The following is a 22,192-nucleotide window of genomic DNA, read 5'->3' as shown; positions in this document are numbered from 1 at the left end:
GGTGTTGATTGCGGTGAGGGTCCACCCGTTCCCATCCCGAACACGGAAGTTAAGCTCACCTGCGCCGAAAATACTTGCCTGGAGACGGGCCGGAAAGATAGGTAACGCCAACATGAAAAGGGTCTGGTCTGCCCAGGCCAGACCCTTTCATATTCCTCAATAGCTCAGTTGGTAGAGCATGCGGCTGTTAACCGCAGGGTCGTTGGTTCGAGTCCAACTTGGGGAGCCAAAAGATGCGGCTTGCCGCCACGTAGCCGTGACGGCAGGCCAGTTTCTTTCATACAGTGGAACGGTATGGGCCTTTAGCTCAGTTGGTTAGAGCAGCCGGCTCATAACCGGCCGGTCCCGGGTTCGAGTCCCCGAAGGCCCACCATATAGGGGTATAGCTCAGCTGGTAGAGCATCGGTCTCCAAAACCGAGTGCCGAGGGTTCGAATCCTTCTGCCCCTGCCAGAGGAAAAACAGCGACAGCTGTCTTTTGATACAAAAGATGGCGCGGTAGTTCAGTTGGTTAGAACGCCGGCCTGTCACGCCGGAGGTCGAGGGTTCAAGTCCCTTCCGCGTCGCCAATGCTGCTGTAGCTCAGTAGGTAGAGCGCATCCTTGGTAAGGATGAGGTCGGCAGTTCGAATCTGCCCAGCAGCTCCAGAAAACACCTGAAATCTTCGGATTTCGGGTGTTTTTTTGTTGTAAAAAATGAGTTTTTGGAATGCCAAAAAAATTGCGACCCACACCGTGACCCACATGCCGAAACGGCCGGAAAGGTTTGAAGCGCACTGGATAGGAAGTTTTGCTTCCCGACCAGTGCGCTTTCTCATTTTGGTGCGTTTTCTCTTTACATGACTTGCTCTATGAAGGCTCCCATGGTTTGGGCAGCTTCGTCCTGCTTCTGCCGAGTAGCATGGGTGTAGGTGCGGAGGGTGAAACCCGCATCGAAGTGCCCCAGCATGGAGGACACCGTCTTCACGTCTACGCCGTTTTGCAGGGCTGTGGTGGCGAAAGTGTGCCGGAGATCGTGGAATCTGAGATGCTCCAATCCGGCGTCTTTCAGGATCTTCTTGTGGAGGTTCACCACGCTGTCTGGGTGGTACATCTCTCCGGTCAGGGGCGAGGGGAACAGATATGGGTTGTCCGGGTGCTTTTCGTGTTCCTGGATCAGCAGGTCCACCGCCGTCTGCGGAATGGACACCAGCCGCACGGAATTCTCTGTCTTGGGGCGGGTCAGTTCCAGTGAGCCATCCGGGTTGCGTACATACTGCCTGCTCACCGAGATGGTTTTGCTGGGGATATCCAGATCGTCCCACCGCAGGGCCACCAGTTCTCCCTTCTGCAGGCCGCTGACCAGCTCCAGATAGAACATGGGGAGCAGGTCCCGCCGCTGGGCGGCCTCCAGATAGGCCCCCATCTGCTCCAGGGAGAGGACCTTCATGTCCAGCTTCCGGGGCTTTGGCACCACGCAGTCCTCACAGGGGTTTCGGGGAATGAGCCGCTCTTTCACCGCACGGTCTAGAGCGGCGTGGAGCATCAGGTGGACGCTGCGAACAGTGGTGGTACTGAGTCCGTTGCTCTGGTTCTTTCCGATGTGGATTCTGCCATTTTCTAATAACTCCTTGTAGAGCTTTTGCAGGTGCCGGGTGGTCAGCTTTTTCAATTTGATATTCCCGATGCGGGGGACAGTGTAGGTGTCGATGATGAGCTGGTAGCGGTTTGCGGTGGCGGTGCGAACGTTGGGTTTGGCATAGAGTTCGTACCACATTTTCAGCCAGGTGGCCACGGTGTGCTCCTCGGCTTCTCTGCTGACGTCCAACCCCTGACACTCAGCCATAGCGATTTTCAGCTTTTCCCGGCCCTCCTTCCTTTTTCTGATATTTCCCTCGCCGTTGGCCCGCTTCTTTGCCATGGTGATCGCCTCCTTTGCAACGACACAGCATACCGCAGAAAGAGAAGAATAGCCAGGACCAAAGCGCAGAGTTATCAAACAATTCACATTTCTCCGCCCCAACGTTCTGCGGAGAAAATGGCTTATTTTGTTTCATGCGGCGCAATTTTTGAGGGGGGGAGCCCAACACAGATGGCTCTGGGGGGAGGAGGGAAGACGAATTTTCTCTTTTCTGCCTATAAATTGCTTTCTGGGGTGTGACCCCTGTTTTTTTCGCTGTGGCAGTAGGATTTCAGGGATCGTGACCGCAGAGGTGATAGCACAGGCCGGATTTTGACCCCACTTTTGATACACCGCAAAACCCTCGTAACTGCCCGCACTGCGGACAGATGTGACTGGCCGGAGGCGCCACCGGCGACCCCGGTCTTTATCCTGCTATAATTTTCGTCCTCCGCAGAGCCATCAGCAGGGCCGGAAGTGCCCATTCACAAATCCGCGAACAGCGCCCAAATCCGGCCCGTACCCGCCGAGAGGGGCAGGGATCTGTCCCTCCCGTCATCGAGGCACACAGCCGCTTACCCGGCCAAACAGGGGGAGAACGCACAGGGGGACAACGGCAGAGAGAAAAATTTGCTCTTTGTTTGTATTGCGTATCAGGATTTAACATGCGGTAGAAGTCGTGCTCCGTGCTCTTTCGGGCAATCGGCCCACAGGCCGTCCAAAGTGGCTCTGGACTTCTTCTCACAAAAAAACACCTGGCTGCCAATGGTAAGCCAGGCGCTCTGCTATCCCAGCGAGGAGTGGGAGAATTCGTTTTCGAAGGAACCGACTTAGTCTCTCCACCTTACCGAGGCTTTACAGGCATCCAGAGTTCGCACCGGAACGGCGGGCCGCCGTTGAACGCTGCTTTCCCGCCGTGGGCCTCGGCGATCTGCCGCACCAGCTTGAGGCCCGTGCCGTGGGCGGCGGCGCCGTCCGTTTCCAGATGGCGGGCAGGGGCGGCCTCCACCGGAGCCGCCGCCGCGCCGCCCTCCACAAAAAGGACGACCGATTTCCCTTCGGCCCTGGCCCCCAGGCGGATGGATCCGCCCGGAGCGTTGTGCCGCACGCAGTTGGTCAGCAGATTGTTCACCGCCCGGCGGAGCAGGAAGGGATCTGCCTCGATGGGAGGTAGAGGCTCCGCCGGAAGATCCATCTCGAAATCGAAGCCCTCTCCCATGCCGCCGTTGAGGAAGTCGGCAACGGTCTGGCGGAGGAACACCTCCACCTGGATGGGTTCCTTCCGCAGCGCCTGCATGGCGCAGTCCAGCCGCATGGTGAGATTCAGGTCGTTCACCAGGTTCCGGATCTCCTGGCTCTGGGAGCGGATGATCCCCGCCTGTTTTCGGCGCTCCGGCAGCAGATCCTCCGCCTCCTCCATCTGGGCGGCGTAGCCCATGACCATGGAGAGTGGGGTGCGGATGTCGTGAGACACGCCGTTGATCCAGTCGGATCGGGCGGCATCCCGCACCCGCTGGGCCTGCTGGGACCACCGGCGCACCGCAAAGTAGGGGAGCAGCAGTACGCACCCCAGGGCCAGCAGGAAAATGATACCGCACCACAGCGGCGCGGCGTGAAGCAGCTGGGCGGGCGTGGAGATGCCGTGCTTCCACACGCTCCCCTTGGGCGAACCCACCACCAGCAGTCCGTCATCCCGGATGCGGCACTGCACCGGGTAGTCATTGAGATACCACCGGGTAAAGGAGGCCACGTCCGTGAGAGTATATTGCTCCGGCACGTCGGCGGGTTTTCGGAGGGACCAGACCACCCGACCGTCCTCGCTGATTAAGACAGCCCAGCGGTCATTCTCCAGCAGTTCATCACCGGAAAAGTCATAATCCGTCCCGTCCCAGGTCAGGGCGGAGGAAATTCTGGACACCGGGGCATCCCAGCTCCGACCGCCATTGGAGTGGTAGAAGACGAAGGCCAGGATTCCTACTATGGTGATGACGGCGATCAGGGCCGCCGAAGCGGTCACCAGCAAGGCCCCTTTGAAAATGCTCCGCAGACTCATTTCGCCCCCTCCCGGTTCAGGCGGTAGCCCAGACCCCGCACCGTCAGCAGATATTTTGGGTGGGAGGGGTCCGCCTCGATCTTCTCCCGCAGGCGGCGGATGTGGACCATGAGGGTGTTCTCATAGCCCACCAGGGGCCCGTCCCACAACGCGGCGCACAGGGCGTCGATGGTGACGATGTTGCCCCGGGCATCCCACAGCTTCTTCAGCAGAGTGAACTCCTTGGCGGTGAGAGCGGTCTCCGCCCCGTTTCGGCGGACAGCGCTCTTGCCCCAGTCCATCTCCACGTCCCTCAGCCGGGCGGCCTGGGCCTCCTCCCGATATACCCGCCGGAGCACCGCGTTCAGACGGAGCAGCAGCTCCTGGGGAAGAAAGGGCTTGGTGATGTAGTCGTCCGCCCCCAGGCCCAGCCCCTGGAGCCGGTCGGCGTCCTCGTCCCGGGCAGAGAGGAACAGCACCGGCACGTCCCGGCCCTCCCGGAGCTCCCCGAACAGGGAGAAACCGTCCCCATCCGGCAGGTTCACGTCCAGCAGCACCGCATCTGGCTGGATGATCCGGAACTAATCCAGCGCCTGGGTGCAGGTGAGGGCGGAGACCGTCTCATAGCCCGCCTGGGCCAGGATCTCTCTCACCATGTTCTGCAGGGCGGCCTCGTCGTCCACGATCAAAATGCGATAGGCCATACTGCGGCCTCCTTTACTGTTCTTTCACTCATTATAGCAAATCCTGTCCAGCCGTCCAGACTCAGCCGGAGAAGTAAGGTAAACGTAAGGCAGGCTTCATCGTGGCGTAAGGCGGGGGTGCTATCCTTGGGGACATAAGGAGGTCTTGCCATGAACATCATTGAGACACACGACCTGTGCAAGCAGTATGGAAACGCCCTGCGGGTGGCCCACCTGGACCTGGATGTGCCAGAGGGCAGCGTCTACGGTTTCCTGGGCCCCAACGGGGCGGGGAAGTCCACCACCCTGAAAATGATCCTGGGCCTGGTGCGCCCCACGGCGGGGGACATCCGGGTGCTGGGTAAGAAGATGGACGGCGGGAACCGCCTTTCTGTGCTCCGGCAGGTAGGGAGCCTCATCGAGAGCCCCAGCTACTACGGCCACCTCACCGGAGAGGAAAATCTGCGGATCGTCCAGACCCTCCGGGGCGTGCCGGAGAAGAACATCCGGGAGGTGCTGCAGATCGTCCGGCTGGACGGCCAGCGGGGCAAGAAGGTGGCCCACTACTCTCTCGGCATGAAGCAGCGGCTGGGTCTGGCGGCGGCCCTGCTGGGCTATCCCAAGCTGCTGATCCTGGACGAGCCCACCAACGGCCTGGACCCGGCGGGCATCCAGGAGATGCGGGAACTGATTTGCTCCCTGCCGGAGCGGTTCGGCATGACGGTGGTGGTGTCCAGCCACCTCTTGAGCGAGATCGACCAGATGGCCAATCATGTGGCCATCATCCGGGAGGGAGAGCTGGTGTTCCAGGACACCCTGGAGGCCCTCCACGGCCGCAGCCGCCACCACCTGGCCCTGCGTACCACCAATAACACCGTGGCCCGGGCTATCCTGAAGGAGAAGTCCGTCCCCTGTCAGGAGGAAGAAGGCTACCTCATCCTCCCCATCCTCTCCGATGAGCTGGCTGCCCAGCTCACCCGCCTGCTGGGGGTACGCAATTTGGGCGTCATCCGGTTGGAGGAGCGGCAGAAGAGTCTGGAGGACATCTTCCTGGAGCTGACGGGAAAGGCGGCGAGCCTGTGAAACTGCTGAGACTGGAGTTTTTCAAATGCCGCCGGCGGAAGATCCTGCTGGTATGCGCCGCTGTGCTGGCGGCGGAGCTGCTGTGGATCGTCTCCACCTTCCTTCGGCAGGACGCCGAGGATCTGGTCCAGGGCTGGATGCTGTTGCTTTACGACCTGGCCATGGTGGACGCCATCATCATGCCCATCAGCGTGGCCACCATCGCCAGCCGCAACTGCGAGCTGGAGCACAAGGGTACGACCCTCAAACTACTGGAGACCATGGCGGCGCCGGGGCGGCTTTACGGGGCCAAACTGGCCTGGGGCGCCCTGGTGCTGGCCGCCCTGCTCCTGGTCCGGTGGGCGCTCTTCATGGGGGTGGGCATCCTGTGGCAGTTCCCGGAGGAGGTACCCTGGGGGCGGTTCGGGCTCTTCACCCTGATCTCCTGGGCGGTGTCCATGATGGTCTACGCCCTGCAGCAGGGATTGTCTCTGCGCTTTGCCAACCAGGCGGTGGCCCTGGTGTGCGGGATCTCCGGGAGCTTTCTCGGAATCCTTTCGCTCCTGTTCCCGCCGGCTCTGACCCGGTGTATCCCCTGGGGCTACTACGGCCTTTTATCCCTTGTGGGGATGAACTGGGACCCGGACACCCGGTTCACCTGGTTTTACTGGGAGTGGCCGGTGCCCACCGACCTGGTGCTCCTGTGCCTGTGGGCGGCGCTGTTTCTGCTGGTGGGCAGGGCGCTGTTTGTGCGGAAGGAGGTGTGAGGGATGCTGCTGCGTTGTCTGAGGGCAGAGCTGATCAAATTCCGCCGGTCGCCGGTTTGGCTGGCCTTTGTAGTGCTGCCCGTTTTCCCGGCTATCCTGGGTACCATGAACTATCTGGGGAATTTGGGGCTGCTGCAGAGCGAGTGGTACAGTCTTTGGAGCCAGCACACCCTGTTCTCCTCCATGTTCTTCCTGCCGGCCCTCTTAGGGGTGTTCTGCGCCTGGCAGTGGCGGCTGGAGCACACGGACCACAACTGGAACAGCTTTCTCACCGCGCCGGTGCCGGTGGGGGACCTGTGCCTTGCCAAGCTGATCTGGGCCGCAGTCATGTCCCTGCTCTCCCAGGTCTGGATCGGGGCGCTGTTTATCATCAGCGGGAAAATCGTGGGTCTCACCGCTCCCATCCCGCCGGAACTTCCCGAATGGCTGGCATGCGGGGCTGTCGGCGGCGTGTCGGTGTGCGCGGTGCAGCTCTATTTCAGTCTCATCATCCGGGCATTTGCCCCGCCGGTGGCCTTTGGGCTGGTGGGCGGCATCGCCGGGCTGCTGGTCACGGCCCAAGGGTTTGGCTATGCCTTCCCATACTCTCTGCTGTGCATTGGGATGCGGGCGAATAACCCGAATATGGAACTGAACTTCGCGCCCTTTCTGCTCTCTGCTTTTGTTTACACAGCGGTGTTCACCTTCCTGGCCGTCCGCCATCTCCGGCGGCACGATGTGGCGGCGGAGTAGGGACCACCTTGTGAATGCCATCGCAAATACGAGGCTGCTTGAATCAGGATCGGGAATCGCAAGGATGCGTTTTTCCGATCCGGAAGTACCCTTTTCTTTTGCACCGGCCTATGCTATATTATCAGCAGAAGGGCAGGTGGGAGTGATGGCGGAAGATGTTTTGGCGCTTAACGGGCTCTCCATGGAGCTCCTTACCCGGCTTTCCTATCGGTCTCAACTGGGCCTGTCACTGAACGGACATTGCGGCATTTTGAGCGAGAGGCGCTGATCGCGGAGCTGGTGTCCATGACCGAATGGCTGGATGAGCAGACCGTACTCTCCGAAATCGCACTGGATTACCGAATCAAGAGCTATGCCTCCATTGTAGGAAAGTATGAGCGGTATCTCAATTCCTTCCGCCATGTGAGCCAGGTGTTTAATGACATTCTGGGATTTCGGGCTTTCTGTGACAGCTATGACAGCGTGCTGGCCCTAACGTCCCCCTCATTCAGTGTGGCGGACCTGTCCAAGGGCAAAGCAGTGGATGACGGTTATCGAGGCGTTCATCTATACTTTCAGATGGACAACGACCACTATCCCATTGAGATCCAATTCAACACTCTGTATGATCGACAGCTCAACAACTGGCTGCACGATTATCTCTACAAAAAAGCATACCCCAATGAGGTCGGGCAGCAGTTGAGAGTCCGCTATGAAAACGGGAAGATCAGAAACCAGTCAGAATTTGAGGAGGCGCTGGAGAATGTGTTATCTGGTGGCTAAGGATACGGAAAAGCGGGGTTGCTACGCCCTGAAAACCACCCATGGGGAACGCCTTGTAAATTTGAAGCGCACTCTGGATCGGGAAGTGGGAGCCAAGGGTATCCAACTGGTGACCATCAGCCGTCCAACGGCCTACGGTGAGTACGCGCCCTATACCTTTGCCAGGGACGAGCAGGAGTTTAAGACGTTGGTCCGGGCCATGCGCGCCTGACCCACACCGTGACCCACACGGAGAAACAAGCGGACGGAACCAACGGATGTAAGAGTGTCAAAGAGTATGGCCCTCCGGACCGGAAAGGTCACAAAAGCGCCCGAAAGCAAGAAACCTCACCCTCCCAATCAGTTGGTAAGGATGAGGTCGGCGGTTCGAATCCGCCCAGCAGCTCCAAAAATCCTTGAAAACTTTGGTTTTCGGGGGTTTTTTATTGTAAAAAATAATTTTTGGTGTGGGCCCCAATATGGATCACCCGCCGGACCCACATCGCGACCCACACGCGGAAAGGGCCGGAAAGGATTTAAGCGCACCGGATAGGAAGTAGTTTCTGTCCGGTGCACTTTTTCTCTTTCTGCCTTACATGATCTGCTCCATATCCAGGTTGATGCAGAGAAAAAGCCTGATGGGGGGCCATGGGGCTCGCCACCAGGCTTTCTTTTTTCAGCAAATCCAGCCCCGGCAGCGGCCCACCGCCCGGTGCCAGTCTGTCAGCAGCTTTTCCCGGCTTCCGGAGTCCATGGCCGGGGCAAAGGTAGTGTCACACCGCCACAGGCGGGAGAGCTCTGAACAGTCTTTCCACACCCCGGCTGCCAGGCCAGCCAGATAGGCGGCTCCCAGGGCGGTGGTCTCCCGGATGGCGGGACGGAGGACCTGACGGTCCAGGATGTCCGCCTGGAACTGCATCAAGAACACGTCCCGGCTGGCGCCGCCGTCGGCCTTCAGCTGGGTGAGGGGTACGCCGGTGTCTCCCTCCATGGCGTGGACCAGGTCAGCCACCTGATAGGCGATGGATTCCTGGGCCGCCCGGATGATGTGCTCCCGCTTGGTGCCACGGGTCAGGCCCACCAGTACCCCTCGGGCATACATGTCCCAGTAGGGGGCGCCCAGGCCGGTGAAGGCGGGCACCAAGTAGACCCCGCCGTTGTCGGGCACCTTTTGAGCGTAGTACTCCGCGTCCCGGCTGTCGGTGAAGAACCGCATCTCGTCCCGCAGCCATTGGATCACCGCGCCGCCTACGAACACAGAGCCCTCCAGAGCGTACTGCACCTTGCCGTCCAGCCCCACCGCGATGGTGGTCAGCAGACCGTTGGCGCTGTCGCAGGGCCTTTCCCCGGTGTTCATCAGCAGGAAGCAGCCGGTACCGTAGGTGTTCTTGGCATCCCCGGGGGAGAAACAGCCCTGGCCGAACAAGGCCGCCTGCTGGTCGCCGGCGATGCCGGCGATGGGGATCTGAGCCCCCTGAATATCGGTATAGCCGTAGATCTCGCTGGAGGAGCACACCTTTGGCAGCATGGCCCGGGGAATGTCTAGGGCTTCCAGCAAGGTGTCGTCCCAGTCCAGCTTCTTGATGTCGTAAAGCATGGTGCGGGAGGCGTTGGTCACGTCAGTGGCGTGGACCGCTCCGCCGGTGAGCTTCCACAGCAGCCAGCAGTCCACTGTGCCAAAGAGGATCTCACCCCGGCGGGCCTTCTCCCTGGCACCCTCTACGTGGTCCAGAATCCAAGCGATCTTGGTGGCGGAGAAATAGGCGTCGGGAATAAGACCGGTGGTCTTACGGATGTGGTCCTCCAGCCCATCAGTGAGGAGCTTGTCCACCATGTCCGCCGTCCGGCGGCACTGCCAAACGATGGCGTTGTAGATGGGCCGGCCGGTCTCCTTATCCCACAGAATGGTGGTCTCCCGCTGGTTGGTGATGCCGATGGCGGCGATGTCCGCCGGCTCCACACCTGACTGGGCGATGACCTCCATCATCACCCCGTACTGGGAGGACCAGATCTCCATGGGATCGTGCTCCACCCAGCCCTCCCTGGGGTAGAGCTGGGTGAACTCCTTCTGGGCCACGCCCAGGATGTTCTGCTCCCGGTCAAAGAGAATGGCCCGGGAGCTGGTGGTGCCCTGATCCAGGGCCAGAATGTAATTGGCCATAATACTGTGCCCCTCTCTTCCGTTCCACGTTACATATTCCGGGTGGCTACAAAATCCACCCCGGTGTCCCGGACATTTTCCACCACTACCTGGCCCACCCGGACGGGGGCGGTGAGGGTAATGTCGTCCAGCAGGGCCATGGCCGCAAAGATCTCCCCCTTGGGGATGGGACCGTTGGTCTTGACGGGGCAGCGGGGGTAGGCCCCGCCCTCACAGCGGACGGTGGAGGTAACCACCCGAGTGGGATGGGTCAGCTCCGCCTTGCCGTACTCCGCCCCCCGGGGGCAGCTGTTGCCGGTGACGGTGTAGTCATGCTCTTCATCCACCTGCAGATGGCAGCCCTTGGGACAGACGATGCAGATCAGCTCTTTCATTTGGCCTCCACCTCCTCAATGGATACGGTCAGGGTGCCGCTGGCCCCGTCCAGCAGTTTGCGGGGCAGCAGGATGTGCTCCATCTCGCCGGGGGCCAGATAGTCCCTGGAAAAGGCGGCGATCTGCGCGCCGTTGGAGGTGACCTTGATGCGGCTGGGGCCGCACACCCGGTTCACCCGGAAAAACAGGTCGCAGGCTTTTTCCACCCGGCCCGGCCGGATGTGCTGGGGGACGGTATAGGATACCCCGTCCCCGTTGACGATCTCCAGAGCGAAATCGGTTTCGCCCTCCCCCTCCAGCACGTACCGGGCGGCGGCCTTGCCCGCACGCTGGCTCTCGGCGGTGACGAAGTCCACCAGGTCGTGGACGTGGGCCACGTTGCCCGAGGCGAATACGCCGGGCAGGGAAGTCTCCATATTCTCCCACACCACCGCCCCGTTGGTCCGGGGATCAATGTTGATGCCCGCCTGCCGGGTCAGCTCGTTCTCCGGGATCAGACCCACAGAGAGCAGCAGGGTATCGCAGTCGAATACCATCTCGGTGCCGGGAATGGGCTGGCGGCGGTCGTTCACCTGGGACACCACCACCTGTTCCACCCGGTCCACACCTCTGATGTCAGTGACGGTGTGGGAGAGGTAGAGGGGGATATCGTAGTCGTGGAGGCACTGGACGATGTTCCGGTTCAGGCCGCCGGAGTAGGGCATGACCTCCACGCAGGCCAGCACCTTGGCGCCTTCCAGGGTCATCCGCCGGGCCATGATGAGGCCGATATCGCCGCTGCCCAGGATGACCACCCGCCTGCCGGGGAGCCAGCCCTCCATATTCACATACCGCTGGGCGGCACCGGCGGTAAAGATGCCGGCGGGCCGGGTGCCGGGGATAGCGATGGCACCCCGGGTGCGCTCCCGGCAGCCCATGGCCAGCAGGATGCTCCTGGCCTCCTCGATGCGGTAGCCGGTGTCCTTGCCCACCATGTGGACCTTCCGGTGGTCGGTGACTTCCAGCACCATGGTGTCCAGCCGCACCTCCACGCCGGTGTCCCGGAGCATTTCGATAAACCGCCCGGCGTACTCCGGGCCGGTGAGCTCTTCTTTAAAATAGTGCAGGCCGAAGCCGTTGTGGATGCACTGGTTGAGGATACCCCCCAGTTCCTTGTCCCGCTCCACGATGAGAATACGGCGCAGACCCGCCTCCCACGCGGCGCAGGCCCCGGCCAGACCGGCCGGGCCGCCGCCGATCACAATGAGGTCATACATCAGCGTGCCCCTCCTTTCGTCTCACAGGCCAGCAGCCAGGAGCCGGCCTTGTCCTGGGGGATGTCACCCGGTGAGCGCTTCTGCTCCCGGGCCAGCAGCTCCACCACCCGGGGACCGCAGAAGCCCCCCTGGCAGCGGCCCAGACCGGCCCCTGCCCGGCGCTTCACTCCGTCCACCGACCGGGGCGGGATAGGACTGGCCAGGGCGTCCAGGATCTCCCCCTCGGTGACGGTTTCACACCGGCAGATCACCCGGCCGTAGGCCGGATGCTCCGCTGCTAGTTTGGCCTTTTCCTCCGGCGGCAGTTCCCGGAACCGGACCCGTTTCCGGCTGGCGGTGAAGTCCGCTTTCCGCTCTAATGCCAGACCCGCCTGCCCCAGCAGCTCCACGGCGTACTCCCCGATGGCGGGGGCGGCGGACAGGCCAGGGGAGCAGATGCCTGCCAGGTCCAGGAAGTGAGGGGCGGCCTCCTGAATAATAAAGTCCCCGGTGTCAGCCACAGCCCGCACCCCGGCGAAGTTGCGGATGGAGGTGCGGAACTCCACCGACGGCACCGAGCGCAGGGCGGTTTCCCGAACAAAGGCCAGCCCGGAGCTGGTGGTGGCGGTGTCGTCCCCCTCCACCGGCTCGGCGTTGGGGCCCACGATCAGGTTGCCGTGGACGGTGGGAGCCACCAATACTCCCTTGCCGTTTTCGTTGGGACACTGGAAGATCACCCGGCCCACCCGGCCTCCTTCGCTCTTGTCCAGCAGGAAGTACTGGCCTCGGGAGGGGTGGATGGTAAAGGCGGGGGGTGCGGCCATCTCATGGACGGCCTGAGTGTCCAGCCCGGCGGCGTTGACCACATACCGGGCCTCCAGCACGCCCCGGCTGGTCTCCACCCGCCAGCCGTCCTCCGCGGGGGTCAGGCCGGTGACGGCGGTCTCCAAATGAAGCTGAGCGCCGTTGCGCACCGCTGTCTCCGCCAAGGCCAGACAGTACTCCCAGGGGGAGCAGATGGCGGCGGAGGGGGCGTGGAGGGCGGCGGTGACGGCGGGGGAGAGGTTGGGCTCCAGGTCCCGGGCCTGGTCTCCCGTCAGCAGAGCCAGGCCGGGGACGCCGTTTTGTACGCCGCGGCGGTACAGCTCCTCCAGGTGGGCATTGTCCTCCGGGGAGAAGCCCAGCACCAGGGACCCGCAGGCCAGATAGGGCACATCCAGCTGGGCGCACAGCTCCCGGGCCAGGGCGGAGCCCCGGACGTTGAGGCGCGCCATAAGGGAGCCGGGGACGGGGTCATACCCGGCGTGGATGATGGCGGAGTTGGCCTTGGTGGTGCCGTTGGCCACATCGTTTTCCCGCTCCACGATCCCCACCCTGAGCTGATACTTGGACAGCTCAAAGGCAGTGGCCGCGCCCACGATGCCGCAGCCGATGATGAGAACGTCGTACATAGCAAAACCTCCCGTAAACCGTTACTTAAAAAAGAAAAAAGAGCAAAACAGGACCGCCCCGGCAAGGGGCTGGCGCTGTTTCACTCTCACTCTCCGGAAACATCCTTATGCAGTTGGTCCGCCGCTACATGCTCCAGACGGCGGGATTGGTGGAGGACACCGCCACCGCTCCGGCCCCCAGGGCCCCGGTCACGTCCTCCTTGTCGGTAATGAGTCCGCCGGCGATGATAGGCCGGCCGGTGGTGCGGCAGAGCTGCCGGATGATCTTGGGCATCAGCCCTGGCAGTACCTCCACCAGATCGGCACTCTCCTGAGAGAAGTGGCGCTCTACGCTTTTTAAGGCCATGGAGTCCAGCAGAAAGATCCGCTGGATGGCCACCAGACCCAACTCCCGGGCCCGGCGGGTGAGGGCGGGCTTGGTAGAGATCACCCCGTCGGCGGCGGTGCTCCGGGCGATAAAGTCGGCGGAGATCTCCCGGGTGGACAGGCCCTCGATCAGATCCAGGTGGACGAAGGCCCGCTTGCCCGCCTCCCGCACCCGGGCCACTGTGTCCCGGATGGTGAGGATGTCTCCATAGAGGAGAAAGAGGACCGATACGTCGCTGTCCAGGGCATGGGCCAGGCCGGCCGGGTCCTTGACTGCCGCGATCACCGGCCCGGCGTCCAGAAGCTCCAAAAGCTGATGGGTATCCATACTGTGTCCCTCCAAGATGCAAACCAACAGCCCGACACAAAGAAAAAGCGCAAAGCGGCCTGAACCACTCTGCGCATCTCAACATCTCTGCACCGGTGTATATTTATCATAGCAGGCTCCGCCGGGAAATGCAAGAGGCTGGTGGCTGTGCCGGGTGTAAAATACCCCCTGCTATTTTATTGCAATTTGCACAAAAAATAAAGGTTGCGCTTGACAAGATGAGTCGGCTTTGCTAATATAAATTTAACACAATAAAGCTCGTGAGTAATGGAGAGAGCATGACGGCCAGCCAGGGTGTCATGCTCTTTTTGCGCGCTGGGGGGGTGTTGGTGTCAGAGTATGTTCCGAAACTGTAAATACAAAATGTGAAAGAAAAAGGGAGGAGCACCACCATGTCAAAAGAAAACCGCAGCGTTAGGCGGAAATGGCCTGCTATCTTGTTGGCGATATCCCTGTGCCTGTGCCTGATCAGTATGATCGTATCCTCGGCCATTCAGGACGGTTTCGGAAGCGTCCATGTGGAAGAACTCCGGCTCATTGACTCTTCAGGATATGCTGTCAGTGTGCAGCTGTATCGGCCGGACACGGCCACGGCGGAAAGCCCGGCCCCGTGCATCATTACGGTGGAGGGCTGGTATAACAATAAGGAGATGCAGGACCTTTACTCCATCGAATATGCCCGCCGGGGTTATGTGGTGCTGGCGGTGGATATGCACGGCCACGGCGACAGCGAGGCCACGGGTGCGGAGGATCTGTACAGCTCTGCCGTAGGCGTGGACGCAGCGGTGGTACAGGCCAGTACGTTGCCCTATGTGGATACCAGCCGCATCGGCGTCACAGGCCATTCCAGCGGCGGCGCTTCCTGCAATATGCTGGTGGCCATTGACAACGAGCGGGAGGAGCCCCTGATTAGCGCTGTTCTGTTCCAGGCAGCTACCTGGGTGGACGATCTGGGCAATGACCACAGCGCGGACTTCGGTGACAGAAACGTCGGCATCATCGCGGACAAATATGATGAGTTCTTCTTCTGGACGGAAGGGGAGAACGGTGAGACCGGGGCGCCCCGAGACTTCCTGTCCACCAATGACGCGAAGAATTTCGTCAACTTCAATCAGGGCGCCGACGGTGTGGCCGGCGATGTGGTCCCCGGCCAGTATTATGAGAACGGAGACGCCTTCCGGGTGATCTATCAGCCCAACTGCACCCACCCCCAGGTGCATTTCTCCGGCGAGTGCGTGGGCTACGGCGTACAATTCTTCCAGGACGCGCTGGGCGCGCCCAATCCCCTGCCCGCCTCTGACCAGGCCTGGCAGGTGAAAACGGCCTTTGACTTTGTCGGACTGGTGGGGATCGTCCTGTTCCTGCTCTCCTTCGTCCTGGTGATGCTGGATGTCCCGTTCTTTGCCGTGCTGAAGGAAAAAGAGCTAGTGCAGCCCCTGTCTGTGTCCGGCGGCGGCAAGCTCTGGTTCTGGCTCTCCCTGGCCTGCTGCGCCGTGTTTTCCGGTGTGAGCTATATGTGGGCCATCCAGAACATCTATTCCAAGACCACGTCGGTATTCCCCCAGACCGGGCCGCTGACCATGGGTGTGTGGTGTGTCCTGTCCGGTGTGTTTGCCCTGATTCTTCTGGTCATCTATGCGTTTACCTATGGAAAGAGCCACGGATTTTCCGCGGCTGCCCGCGGCATTACGATGAGCGGCGGAAAGCTGCTGCGCACCATCGTGCTGGCGCTGCTGGCGTGCGGCCTGGCGTTCCTGATCCTGTTCTTCGCCGATTACTTCTTTAAGACGGATTTCCGACTGTGGGTCCTGACCCTAAAGGCCTTTGATGCGGACAAGGTGCTCATTGCCCTGCGCTATCTGCCCCTGTTCCTGATCTATTACATCATCAACTCCGTGGCTGTCAACTGCTTCAACTACAATACCATCGGCGGCAAGAAGGGCTTTGGCAACATCCTGATCCTGGCGGTGTTTAACATTCTGGGCGCGCTGGGCTTCCTGGCCATCCAGTACGGCACCTTCTTCAGCACCGGCCTTCTGAAGTGGTATGCCACCGAGGGACTGCGCATCAGCGGCATCTGGCTCTATCCTGCCATCGTCTATCTGTTTGTGACCCCCATTCTCAGCCGTGTGGTGTATAAGCGTACCAAGAACCCCTACCTCTTTGCCATCATCAGTGCGGTGCTCATTACCATCATGGCCGTGGCTAACACCACCACCCTTCTGGGCGGCGGAGCGGTCGTGGCGTCCAATTACTGAGCACAGGCTTCTTCCGAGCGGGCTTGGCAAAACGCTATTACACATGGTATAAATGAAACATCATATGACTAACGGATCATGTGGAGCCTACCACATGGAGTATAATTAAGAAAAAGCCGACCGTCTGGGCGAGAAAAGCCTGGACGGCCGGCTTTTTTATGCCCTCAAGGCCCCGGATGGCCTCCTGCTGATCGGCCGGGGTCTTGCACACCGGTCCTTTCTTGGACAGGGGGTACTGGATGAACTTTACATAGCAGTCGTCCTCATAGGCCTGGCCCAGATAGAACCTGCTGCCCCAGGCGGTGATCTCCAATCCGCTGCAACCGAACGGGCGGACAAAAAGGATTAATATGCATTATTTGTCTTGTCTATATTCATATTAACCCTGTTAAGCCGTAGGTTCGATTGATGCGCCGCACCTGGAAGAGAATCTTAAAGATAGATAAATACAGTTAATGTTTCTGTAGAATCAAAAGGAATCGTATCGAATAAGAAATGAATAAAAACATGCAATTTCGGTTGCATTTTTCAAGGAAAATGGTATAATGAGCGGCGGAATGAAAAATCTAGGAGGAATATGAAACATGGCCAACAAGTATGTCTATTTGTTCTCCGAAGGAAATGCCAACATGCGTGAGCTGCTGGGCGGAAAGGGCGCCAACCTGGCCGAGATGACCAATATTGGCCTGCCCGTGCCCCAGGGCTTTACGATCACCACCGAGGCCTGCACCCAGTACTATGAGGACGGGCAGAAGATTAACGATGAAATTCAGGCCCAGATTATGGACTACATCGTCAAGATGGAGGAGATCACCGGCAAGAAGTTCGGCGATCTGGAAAATCCCCTGCTGGTCTCCGTACGCTCCGGCGCCCGTGCCTCCATGCCCGGTATGATGGACACCATCCTCAACCTGGGCCTGAACGAGGACGTGGTGGAGGTCATGGCCAAGAAGTCGGGCAACCCCCGCTGGGCCTATGACTGCTACCGCCGCTTTATCCAGATGTACTCCGACGTGGTTATGGAGGTGGGCAAGAAGTATTTTGAGCAGCTCATCGACGAGATGAAGGAGAAGAAGGGCGTCACCCTGGACGTGGACCTGACCGCCGACGACCTGAAGGAGCTGGCCGGCCAGTTTAAGGCCGAGTACAAGGCCAAGATCGGCCAGGACTTCCCCTCCGACCCCAAGGAGCAGCTCATGGGCGCCATCAAGGCCGTGTTCCGCTCCTGGGACAACCCACGCGCCAATGTCTACCGCCGGGACAACGACATCCCCTATTCCTGGGGCACCGCGGTCAACGTGCAGTCCATGGCCTTCGGCAACATGGGCGACGACTGCGGCACCGGCGTGGCCTTTACCCGTAACCCAGCCACCGGCGAGAAGAAGCTCTTCGGTGAGTTTTTGACCAACGCCCAAGGCGAGGACGTGGTGGCCGGCGTGCGCACCCCCATGCCCATCTCCGAGATGGCCGACAAGTTCCCCGAAGCGTTCGCCCAGTTCCAGGAGGTCTGCAAGACCCTGGAGAACCACTACCACGACATGCAGGACATGGAGTTTACCGTGGAGCACGGCAAGCTGTATATGCTCCAGACCCGCAACGGCAAGCGCACCCCCGCCGCCGCCCTGAAGATCGCCTGCGACCTGGTGGACGAGGGCGCCATTGATGAGAAGCAGGCGGTCGCCATGATCGAGCCCCGCTCTCTGGACACCCTGCTGCACCCCCAGTTTGATGCGGCCAAGCTCAAGGAGAGTAAGGTCATCGGTAAGGCGCTGGGCGCCTCTCCCGGCGCCGCCAGCGGCAAGATCGTCTTCTCCGCCGAGGATGCCAAGTCCTGGGCCGAGCGGGGCGAGAAGGTGGTCCTGGTCCGTCTGGAGACCTCTCCTGAGGACATCGAGGGCATGAAGGCCGCCCAGGGCATCCTCACCGTCCGCGGCGGCATGACCTCCCACGCCGCCGTCGTGGCCCGCGGCATGGGCAAGTGCTGTGTCTCCGGCTGCGGCGAGATCAAGATGGACGAGGCCAACAAGCAGTTTGAGCTGGCCGGCAAGACCTACAAAGAGGGCGACTGGATCAGCCTGGACGGCTCCACCGGCAGCATTTACGACGGCGCCGTGCCCACGGTGGACGCCACCATCGGCGGCGAGTTCGGCCGGGTCATGGGCTGGGCGGACAAGTACCGCCGCCTCCAGGTGCGCACCAATGCCGACACCCCCCACGACGCCGCTCAGGCCAAGACCTTCGGCGCCCAGGGCATCGGCCTGTGCCGCACCGAGCACATGTTCTTTGACGCCGACCGCATCCCCGCCATCCGTGAGATGATCTGCTCTGATACGGTGGAGCAGCGGGAGAAGGCCCTGGCCAAGCTGGAGCCCATGCAGCAGTCGGACTTCGAGGGCATCTACGAGGCCATGGAGGGCTGCCCGGTCACCATCCGCTTCCTGGATCCCCCGCTGCATGAGTTCGTGCCCACTGAGGAGGCCGACATTGAGAAGCTGGCCGGCGACATGGGCAAGAGCGTTCAGGAGATTAAGAACATCATCGCTGGCCTGCATGAGTTTAACCCCATGATGGGCCACCGGGGCTGCCGTCTGGCGGTCACCTACCCCGAGATTGCCGCTATGCAGACCCGTGCCGTGATCAAGGCCGCCCTGAACGTCCAGAAGCGTCACCCCGACTGGAACATGATCCCCGAGATTATGATCCCCCTGGTGGGCGAGGTCAAGGAGCTCAAGTACGTCAAGAACGTGGTCACCTCTACCGCTGACGAGATCATCAAGGCCGCCGGTTCCGACATGAAGTACCTGGTGGGCACCATGATCGAGATCCCCCGCGCGGCCCTCACCGCCGATGAGATTGCCAAGGAGGCCGGCTTCTTCTCCTTCGGTACCAACGACCTGACCCAGATGACCTTCGGCTTCTCCCGCGACGACGCCGGCAAGTTCCTGGGCGCCTACTATGACAAGAAGATCTACGAGAACGATCCCTTCGCCAAGCTGGACCAAAAGGGCGTGGGCAAGCTGGTGAAGATGGCCGCTGAGCTGGGCCGCTCCGCCAACCCTGACCTGCACCTGGGCATCTGCGGCGAGCACGGCGGCGACCCCTCCTCCGTGGAGTTCTGCCACAAGGTGGGCCTGGACTACGTGTCCTGCTCCCCCTTCCGTGTGCCCATCGCCCGTCTGGCCGCCGCCCAGGCCGCCATCAAGAACGGCTGATTTCATTCGCGGCATAACGCTTTCAAAAAGGCCCCCGCTCCGCGTGAAAGCGCGGAGCGGGGGCCTTTTGCCTGGAAAGGGGAAAAAGCTCAGGCGTAATGATATTTGGAGCGGTTGCACAGCAGAAAGAGGACGGTTATCCCGAGGGCCAGCAGCTCGGCGGCCACAATGGCCAGCCATACCCCGTCCACGCCCAGGAGGAGGGGGAGAATCAGCACGGCGGACACCTGGAATACCAGCGTGCGCAGGAAGGAGATGGCGGCTGAGACCAGGCCGTTGCTCAGCGCGGTAAAGAAGGCGGAGCCGAACATGCTGAACCCGCTGAACAGGAAAGAGAGGGAGTAGAGGCGGAAGCCCCGCCGGGTCAGGTCCAGCAGCTGGGCGTCGTAGCCCACAAACAGCGCGGTAAGGGGGCCGGAGAGCAGCTCGGCCAGGGCGGTGAGGACCAGCCCGAACAGGCCGATGAGCAGGAGGCTTTTCCGGAACAGGTTCTGCAGCTCATGGCGGTTCTCCGCGCCGTAGTGGTAGCCCACCAGGGGCGCGCTGCCGATGGAATAGCCGATAAAAATGGCGGCAAAAATGAAATTGGTGTACATGATGACGCCATAGGCGGCCACGCCATCCTCTCCGGCGATGCGCATCAGCTGGAAATTGTAGAGCATGTTGACCAGCGAGGCGGAGAGATTGGTCATCAACTCAGAGGAGCCGTTGGCGCAGGTTTTGAGCAGGGCGCGTCCGTCAAAGGGCGCCCGCCGAAGGCGCAGCAGGCTGTGGTTGGGCAGCAGGAAATAGACCAGCGGGAAAATTCCACCCACCATCTGGCTGATGGTGGTGGCCACAGCCGCCCCCGCCAGACCCCAGTGGAATACCGCCACAAAGAGAAAGTCCAGAATGATATTGGTCACCCCGGCGGCCACGGTGGTGGCCAGACCCAGGTGGGGGCGCTCGGCGGTGATGAGGAAGCTCTGAAAGACATTTTGCAGCATAAAGGGAATGAGGGCCACCAGCAGGATGCGCCCATAGAGCACGCAGTGCTCCAGCATGGGTCCCTGCGCGCCCAGGAAACCGGCGATGGGCCTCAGGAAAAGCTGACCCAGAAGGGTGAGCGCCGCGCCCAGCAGGAAGGTCACATAGATCAGCATAGAGAAATAGCGGTTGGCCCGCTCCTGATCTCCCTCTCCCAGGGTGCGTGAGACCAGGGCGCTGCCGCCGGTGCCGATCATAAAGCCCAGCGCGCCCAGCATCATCAGCAGGGGCATAATCAGGTTGATGGCCGCAAAAGGGGTCTTGCCCACAAAATTGGAGACAAACAGCCCGTCCACCACGCTGTAGATAGAGGTAAAGACCATCATAACGATGGAGGGCAGCACAAAGCGCAGCAGGCGGGAGTAGTTGAAATGGTCGGAAAGCTGAATTCTCATAAAAGCGGATTCTCCTGTGGATCAAAGGTTTGCGCTCCGGCGTGGGACCGGAGCGCGTCCAGATAGGCCCGGTTCAGCCGCAGCAGCTCGGCCCGGTCTGCGGCGGACAGTGTGGAAAAGGCCCGCACCTCCATGCGGAGCACCGGGTCAATGCGCTCCTCCATCAGCTGCCGGCCGGCGGGGGTCAGATAGATGTGCAGATTTCGGCCCTTTCCGGGGCGCAGGGAGAGCAGCCCCCTGCGCTCCAGGGTGCGGATGGAGGAGTTGACGGTCTGCTTGCTCACAAAGGAGCAGCCGCACACATCCCGCTGCAGGCAGCCCTCCCCCAGGGTGCGCAGGGTGTAAAAAATGTCAAAGGCGCTGTCGGACAGGCCCGCGCCTATCGCCAGATCGTGATACAGGTCGTCCATCTCTTTAAAAAAGGCGTTAAAGGCACGCAGTTCCCGCTCAAGCTCCATGGGCGCGGCTCCTCTCGATAAGTATGATTTTGGACTTGCGGCATGGAAAAGTATAGTACGATTTCGGACTTGCGTCAAGAAAAAGATCACTCCGCGCAAAGGAGCAATGGAAAAACGCCCGGCCCGCTTTTCAAAGCGGGCCGGGCGGGGACGTCTGCTGTCTTATTCTGGGTGGCGGCTGCCCTCGGGGATGAGGCTCACCAGAAATTCAAAAAGCGCGGGGTCCTTAACAAAGGTACTGGAACGAAAACCAAATAGGTCGGGGTAAAACGATGGCTCCCAATCATCTTCCGAAACATAGAGAAGTGGCTCTGGCGTTTGTAGGTAGGATTTTAAAATATAACGTTTTCCGTTTCCCTCCAGATACAAAAGAAAGTCCACGCCTATCGCTCTGCCGGAATTATAAAATGTGATTTTTTCTGGCGAGAGCTGGTTGAGTAAGGAGATCACCTGGTCCACTTCTTCTCGGGTCAGCGTATAGGTCCTAAATGGTTCTCCCGACTGAAAGCCATAGTTCATACCAGCTACAGAGAGCGCATCGACGGAAATACTGTTGCTCCACGTCAGAAATGGCAGCCGGGCGGCCAGCACGGTATACAGTATCCCTCCTGTAAGACAAACCACACAGAACACTATGGCGATCACAATCAGGATTCTTTTGCGCTTCAAAAATCAGCCTCCTTCCCGCATCCCGTTCAGCCGGAGATCCAAAGCAGGATCAGGACAAGGGCCATGACTATGCAATAGGGAAGGGCGTCCCGGAATTTGTCCCGCGGATCCGGTTTTACGGTATTGCGGATTATTTCCCTTACCAAAAATGGGAGGAAAATGATGCCGATCAGGCAGGGAATATTCAAGGTGTTCACCTTCTCGCGGTATAGCTAGCGGTAAAGCTGCGCCATAAGCATAGTATGACAATCTATGACTACATCCTGACCGGAGGATCCAACGCTAATTCCAAAGGGATAAGAATAGGAGAATGAAATCCCTTCTCTGGGAATCATAGCAACATTTCCGTAGATGTTAAAGGAGCC

General features: G+C 60.4%; 17 protein-coding genes, 5 tRNA genes, 1 rRNA gene, 1 pseudogene and 1 riboswitch. Of the genes and pseudogenes, 13 read left to right on the top strand and 11 right to left on the bottom strand.

All coding sequences use genetic code 11. The features are described from left to right. The 6 genes from rrf to H9Q75_RS12360 all read left to right on the top strand — a co-directional run. Positions 1-113 (top strand): 5S ribosomal RNA (gene rrf, locus H9Q75_RS12385); the annotation flags it as partial. A gap of 40 nt (positions 114-153) precedes the next feature. After that, positions 154-229 (top strand) — tRNA-Asn (locus H9Q75_RS12380). A gap of 67 nt (positions 230-296) precedes the next feature. Beyond that, positions 297-373, top strand: a tRNA-Ile gene (locus H9Q75_RS12375). A 3-nt stretch (positions 374-376) separates the two neighbouring features. After that, positions 377-452: transfer RNA gene (locus H9Q75_RS12370), tRNA-Trp, on the top strand. A gap of 39 nt (positions 453-491) precedes the next feature. Continuing rightward, a tRNA-Asp gene (locus H9Q75_RS12365) sits at positions 492-568 on the top strand. Positions 569-570: 2 nt separating this feature from the next. After that, positions 571-646, top strand: a tRNA-Thr gene (locus H9Q75_RS12360). Positions 647-833: 187 nt separating this feature from the next. On the opposite strand, the gene H9Q75_RS12355 is transcribed toward H9Q75_RS12360, so the two are convergent. The 3 genes and pseudogenes from H9Q75_RS12355 to H9Q75_RS12345 form a co-directional block, all read right to left on the bottom strand. Further along, the gene (locus H9Q75_RS12355) at positions 834-1,898 is read right to left on the bottom strand and encodes a tyrosine-type recombinase/integrase (RefSeq protein ID WP_186567583.1); all 1,065 of its coding nucleotides are present in this window, start codon (positions 1,896-1,898) and stop codon (positions 834-836) included. Positions 1,899-2,721: 823 nt separating this feature from the next. Beyond that, complete coding sequence (locus tag H9Q75_RS12350) at positions 2,722-3,930, bottom strand: sensor histidine kinase (protein WP_186567581.1); 1,209 nt, start codon at positions 3,928-3,930, stop codon at positions 2,722-2,724. Beyond that, positions 3,927-4,613, bottom strand: a pseudogene (locus H9Q75_RS12345) (response regulator transcription factor). The gene H9Q75_RS12350 and the pseudogene H9Q75_RS12345 overlap by 4 nt, the downstream one beginning before the upstream one ends. Before the next feature lie 150 nt (positions 4,614-4,763). On the opposite strand from H9Q75_RS12345, the gene H9Q75_RS12340 reads away from it, so the two are divergent. From H9Q75_RS12340 to H9Q75_RS12320, 5 genes are all read left to right on the top strand, one after another. Then, entirely contained in the window at positions 4,764-5,675 is a 912-nt protein-coding gene (locus H9Q75_RS12340) for an ABC transporter ATP-binding protein (protein ID WP_186567568.1), read from the top strand. Further along, the gene (locus tag H9Q75_RS12335) at positions 5,672-6,421 is read left to right on the top strand and encodes an ABC transporter permease (protein ID WP_186567566.1); all 750 of its coding nucleotides are present in this window, start codon (positions 5,672-5,674) and stop codon (positions 6,419-6,421) included. Before H9Q75_RS12340 ends, H9Q75_RS12335 begins: the two co-directional genes overlap by 4 nt. A gap of 3 nt (positions 6,422-6,424) precedes the next feature. Beyond that, positions 6,425-7,153, top strand: coding sequence for an ABC transporter permease (locus tag H9Q75_RS12330; RefSeq protein ID WP_186567564.1), 729 nt, complete (start codon positions 6,425-6,427; stop codon positions 7,151-7,153). 285 nt (positions 7,154-7,438) lie between these two features. Beyond that, positions 7,439-7,915 (top strand): nucleotidyltransferase family protein, encoded by a 477-nt coding sequence (locus H9Q75_RS12325; RefSeq protein ID WP_243200834.1) that lies wholly within the window; start codon positions 7,439-7,441, stop codon positions 7,913-7,915. After that, positions 7,896-8,126 carry a DUF6718 family protein gene (locus H9Q75_RS12320; RefSeq protein WP_186567562.1) on the top strand — a complete coding sequence of 77 codons (231 nt, stop codon included), beginning with the start codon at positions 7,896-7,898 and terminating at the stop codon, positions 8,124-8,126. Before H9Q75_RS12325 ends, H9Q75_RS12320 begins: the two co-directional genes overlap by 20 nt. Positions 8,127-8,570: 444 nt before the next feature. Here H9Q75_RS12320 and glpK read toward each other — a convergent pair whose 3' ends face one another. The 5 genes from glpK to H9Q75_RS12295 all read right to left on the bottom strand — a co-directional run bounded on the left by glpK (position 8,571) and on the right by H9Q75_RS12295 (position 13,809). Further along, positions 8,571-10,055 carry a glycerol kinase GlpK gene (glpK, locus tag H9Q75_RS12315; protein ID WP_186567560.1) on the bottom strand — a complete coding sequence of 495 codons (1,485 nt, stop codon included), beginning with the start codon at positions 10,053-10,055 and terminating at the stop codon, positions 8,571-8,573. Between the two features lie 29 nt (positions 10,056-10,084). Next, positions 10,085-10,429 (bottom strand): DUF1667 domain-containing protein, encoded by a 345-nt coding sequence (locus tag H9Q75_RS12310; RefSeq protein ID WP_186567559.1) that lies wholly within the window; start codon positions 10,427-10,429, stop codon positions 10,085-10,087. After that, a complete protein-coding gene (locus H9Q75_RS12305) occupies positions 10,426-11,688 on the bottom strand; it encodes an NAD(P)/FAD-dependent oxidoreductase (RefSeq protein ID WP_207720854.1) in 1,263 nt (420 codons plus the stop codon). Before H9Q75_RS12305 ends, H9Q75_RS12310 begins: the two co-directional genes overlap by 4 nt. Continuing rightward, the gene (locus tag H9Q75_RS12300) at positions 11,685-13,115 is read right to left on the bottom strand and encodes an NAD(P)/FAD-dependent oxidoreductase (protein ID WP_186567556.1); all 1,431 of its coding nucleotides are present in this window, start codon (positions 13,113-13,115) and stop codon (positions 11,685-11,687) included. The genes H9Q75_RS12305 and H9Q75_RS12300 overlap by 4 nt, the downstream gene beginning before the upstream one ends. A gap of 124 nt (positions 13,116-13,239) precedes the next feature. Continuing rightward, on the bottom strand, positions 13,240-13,809 hold the full coding sequence (locus H9Q75_RS12295; protein WP_186567554.1) for a glycerol-3-phosphate responsive antiterminator: 570 nt from the start codon (positions 13,807-13,809) through the stop codon (positions 13,240-13,242). Between the two features lie 392 nt (positions 13,810-14,201). On the opposite strand from H9Q75_RS12295, the gene H9Q75_RS12290 reads away from it, so the two are divergent. Both H9Q75_RS12290 and ppdK read left to right on the top strand, forming a co-directional pair. Further along, positions 14,202-16,067, top strand: coding sequence for an alpha/beta hydrolase (locus H9Q75_RS12290; protein WP_186567552.1), 1,866 nt, complete (start codon positions 14,202-14,204; stop codon positions 16,065-16,067). A gap of 54 nt (positions 16,068-16,121) precedes the next feature. Further along, positions 16,122-16,204: riboswitch (ZMP/ZTP riboswitch) on the top strand. A 447-nt stretch (positions 16,205-16,651) separates the two neighbouring features. Beyond that, positions 16,652-19,279: a pyruvate, phosphate dikinase gene (ppdK, locus tag H9Q75_RS12280; protein ID WP_186567548.1), complete on the top strand. Its 2,628-nt coding sequence runs from the start codon at positions 16,652-16,654 to the stop codon at positions 19,277-19,279. An 89-nt stretch (positions 19,280-19,368) separates the two neighbouring features. Here the strand turns inward: ppdK and H9Q75_RS12275 are convergent, their stop codons facing one another. From H9Q75_RS12275 to H9Q75_RS12265, 3 genes are all read right to left on the bottom strand, one after another. Continuing rightward, entirely contained in the window at positions 19,369-20,700 is a 1,332-nt protein-coding gene (locus H9Q75_RS12275) for an MATE family efflux transporter (RefSeq protein WP_186567546.1), read from the bottom strand. Continuing rightward, the gene (locus tag H9Q75_RS12270; RefSeq protein ID WP_186567544.1) at positions 20,697-21,158 is read right to left on the bottom strand and encodes a MarR family winged helix-turn-helix transcriptional regulator; all 462 of its coding nucleotides are present in this window, start codon (positions 21,156-21,158) and stop codon (positions 20,697-20,699) included. The genes H9Q75_RS12275 and H9Q75_RS12270 overlap by 4 nt, the downstream gene beginning before the upstream one ends. A 162-nt stretch (positions 21,159-21,320) precedes the next feature. After that, positions 21,321-21,827 carry a hypothetical protein gene (locus H9Q75_RS12265; protein WP_186567542.1) on the bottom strand — a complete coding sequence of 169 codons (507 nt, stop codon included), beginning with the start codon at positions 21,825-21,827 and terminating at the stop codon, positions 21,321-21,323. Positions 21,828-22,192 lie beyond the last annotated feature (365 nt).

This window comes from Lawsonibacter celer (assembly GCF_014281125.1).
Taxonomy (GTDB): Bacteria; Bacillota; Clostridia; order Oscillospirales; family Oscillospiraceae; genus Lawsonibacter_B; species Lawsonibacter_B celer.
The sequence above is the reverse complement of the archived record's forward strand: the minus strand, read 5'-3'. Positions and strand labels throughout refer to the sequence as shown.

Coding starts and splice junctions, on each gene's coding strand:
- H9Q75_RS12355 (WP_186567583.1), bottom strand. CDS start 1,898: ATGGCAAAGAAGCGGGCCAACGGCGAGGGAAATATCAGAAAAAGGAAG.
- H9Q75_RS12295 (WP_186567554.1), bottom strand. CDS start 13,809: ATGGATACCCATCAGCTTTTGGAGCTTCTGGACGCCGGGCCGGTGATC.
- H9Q75_RS12325 (WP_243200834.1), top strand. CDS start 7,439: ATGACCGAATGGCTGGATGAGCAGACCGTACTCTCCGAAATCGCACTG.
- H9Q75_RS12330 (WP_186567564.1), top strand. CDS start 6,425: ATGCTGCTGCGTTGTCTGAGGGCAGAGCTGATCAAATTCCGCCGGTCG.
- H9Q75_RS12310 (WP_186567559.1), bottom strand. CDS start 10,429: ATGAAAGAGCTGATCTGCATCGTCTGTCCCAAGGGCTGCCATCTGCAG.
- H9Q75_RS12290 (WP_186567552.1), top strand. CDS start 14,202: ATGTCAAAAGAAAACCGCAGCGTTAGGCGGAAATGGCCTGCTATCTTG.
- H9Q75_RS12350 (WP_186567581.1), bottom strand. CDS start 3,930: ATGAGTCTGCGGAGCATTTTCAAAGGGGCCTTGCTGGTGACCGCTTCG.
- H9Q75_RS12275 (WP_186567546.1), bottom strand. CDS start 20,700: ATGAGAATTCAGCTTTCCGACCATTTCAACTACTCCCGCCTGCTGCGC.
- H9Q75_RS12320 (WP_186567562.1), top strand. CDS start 7,896: ATGTGTTATCTGGTGGCTAAGGATACGGAAAAGCGGGGTTGCTACGCC.
- H9Q75_RS12270 (WP_186567544.1), bottom strand. CDS start 21,158: ATGGAGCTTGAGCGGGAACTGCGTGCCTTTAACGCCTTTTTTAAAGAG.
- glpK (WP_186567560.1), bottom strand. CDS start 10,055: ATGGCCAATTACATTCTGGCCCTGGATCAGGGCACCACCAGCTCCCGG.
- H9Q75_RS12340 (WP_186567568.1), top strand. CDS start 4,764: ATGAACATCATTGAGACACACGACCTGTGCAAGCAGTATGGAAACGCC.
- ppdK (WP_186567548.1), top strand. CDS start 16,652: ATGGCCAACAAGTATGTCTATTTGTTCTCCGAAGGAAATGCCAACATG.
- H9Q75_RS12300 (WP_186567556.1), bottom strand. CDS start 13,115: ATGTACGACGTTCTCATCATCGGCTGCGGCATCGTGGGCGCGGCCACT.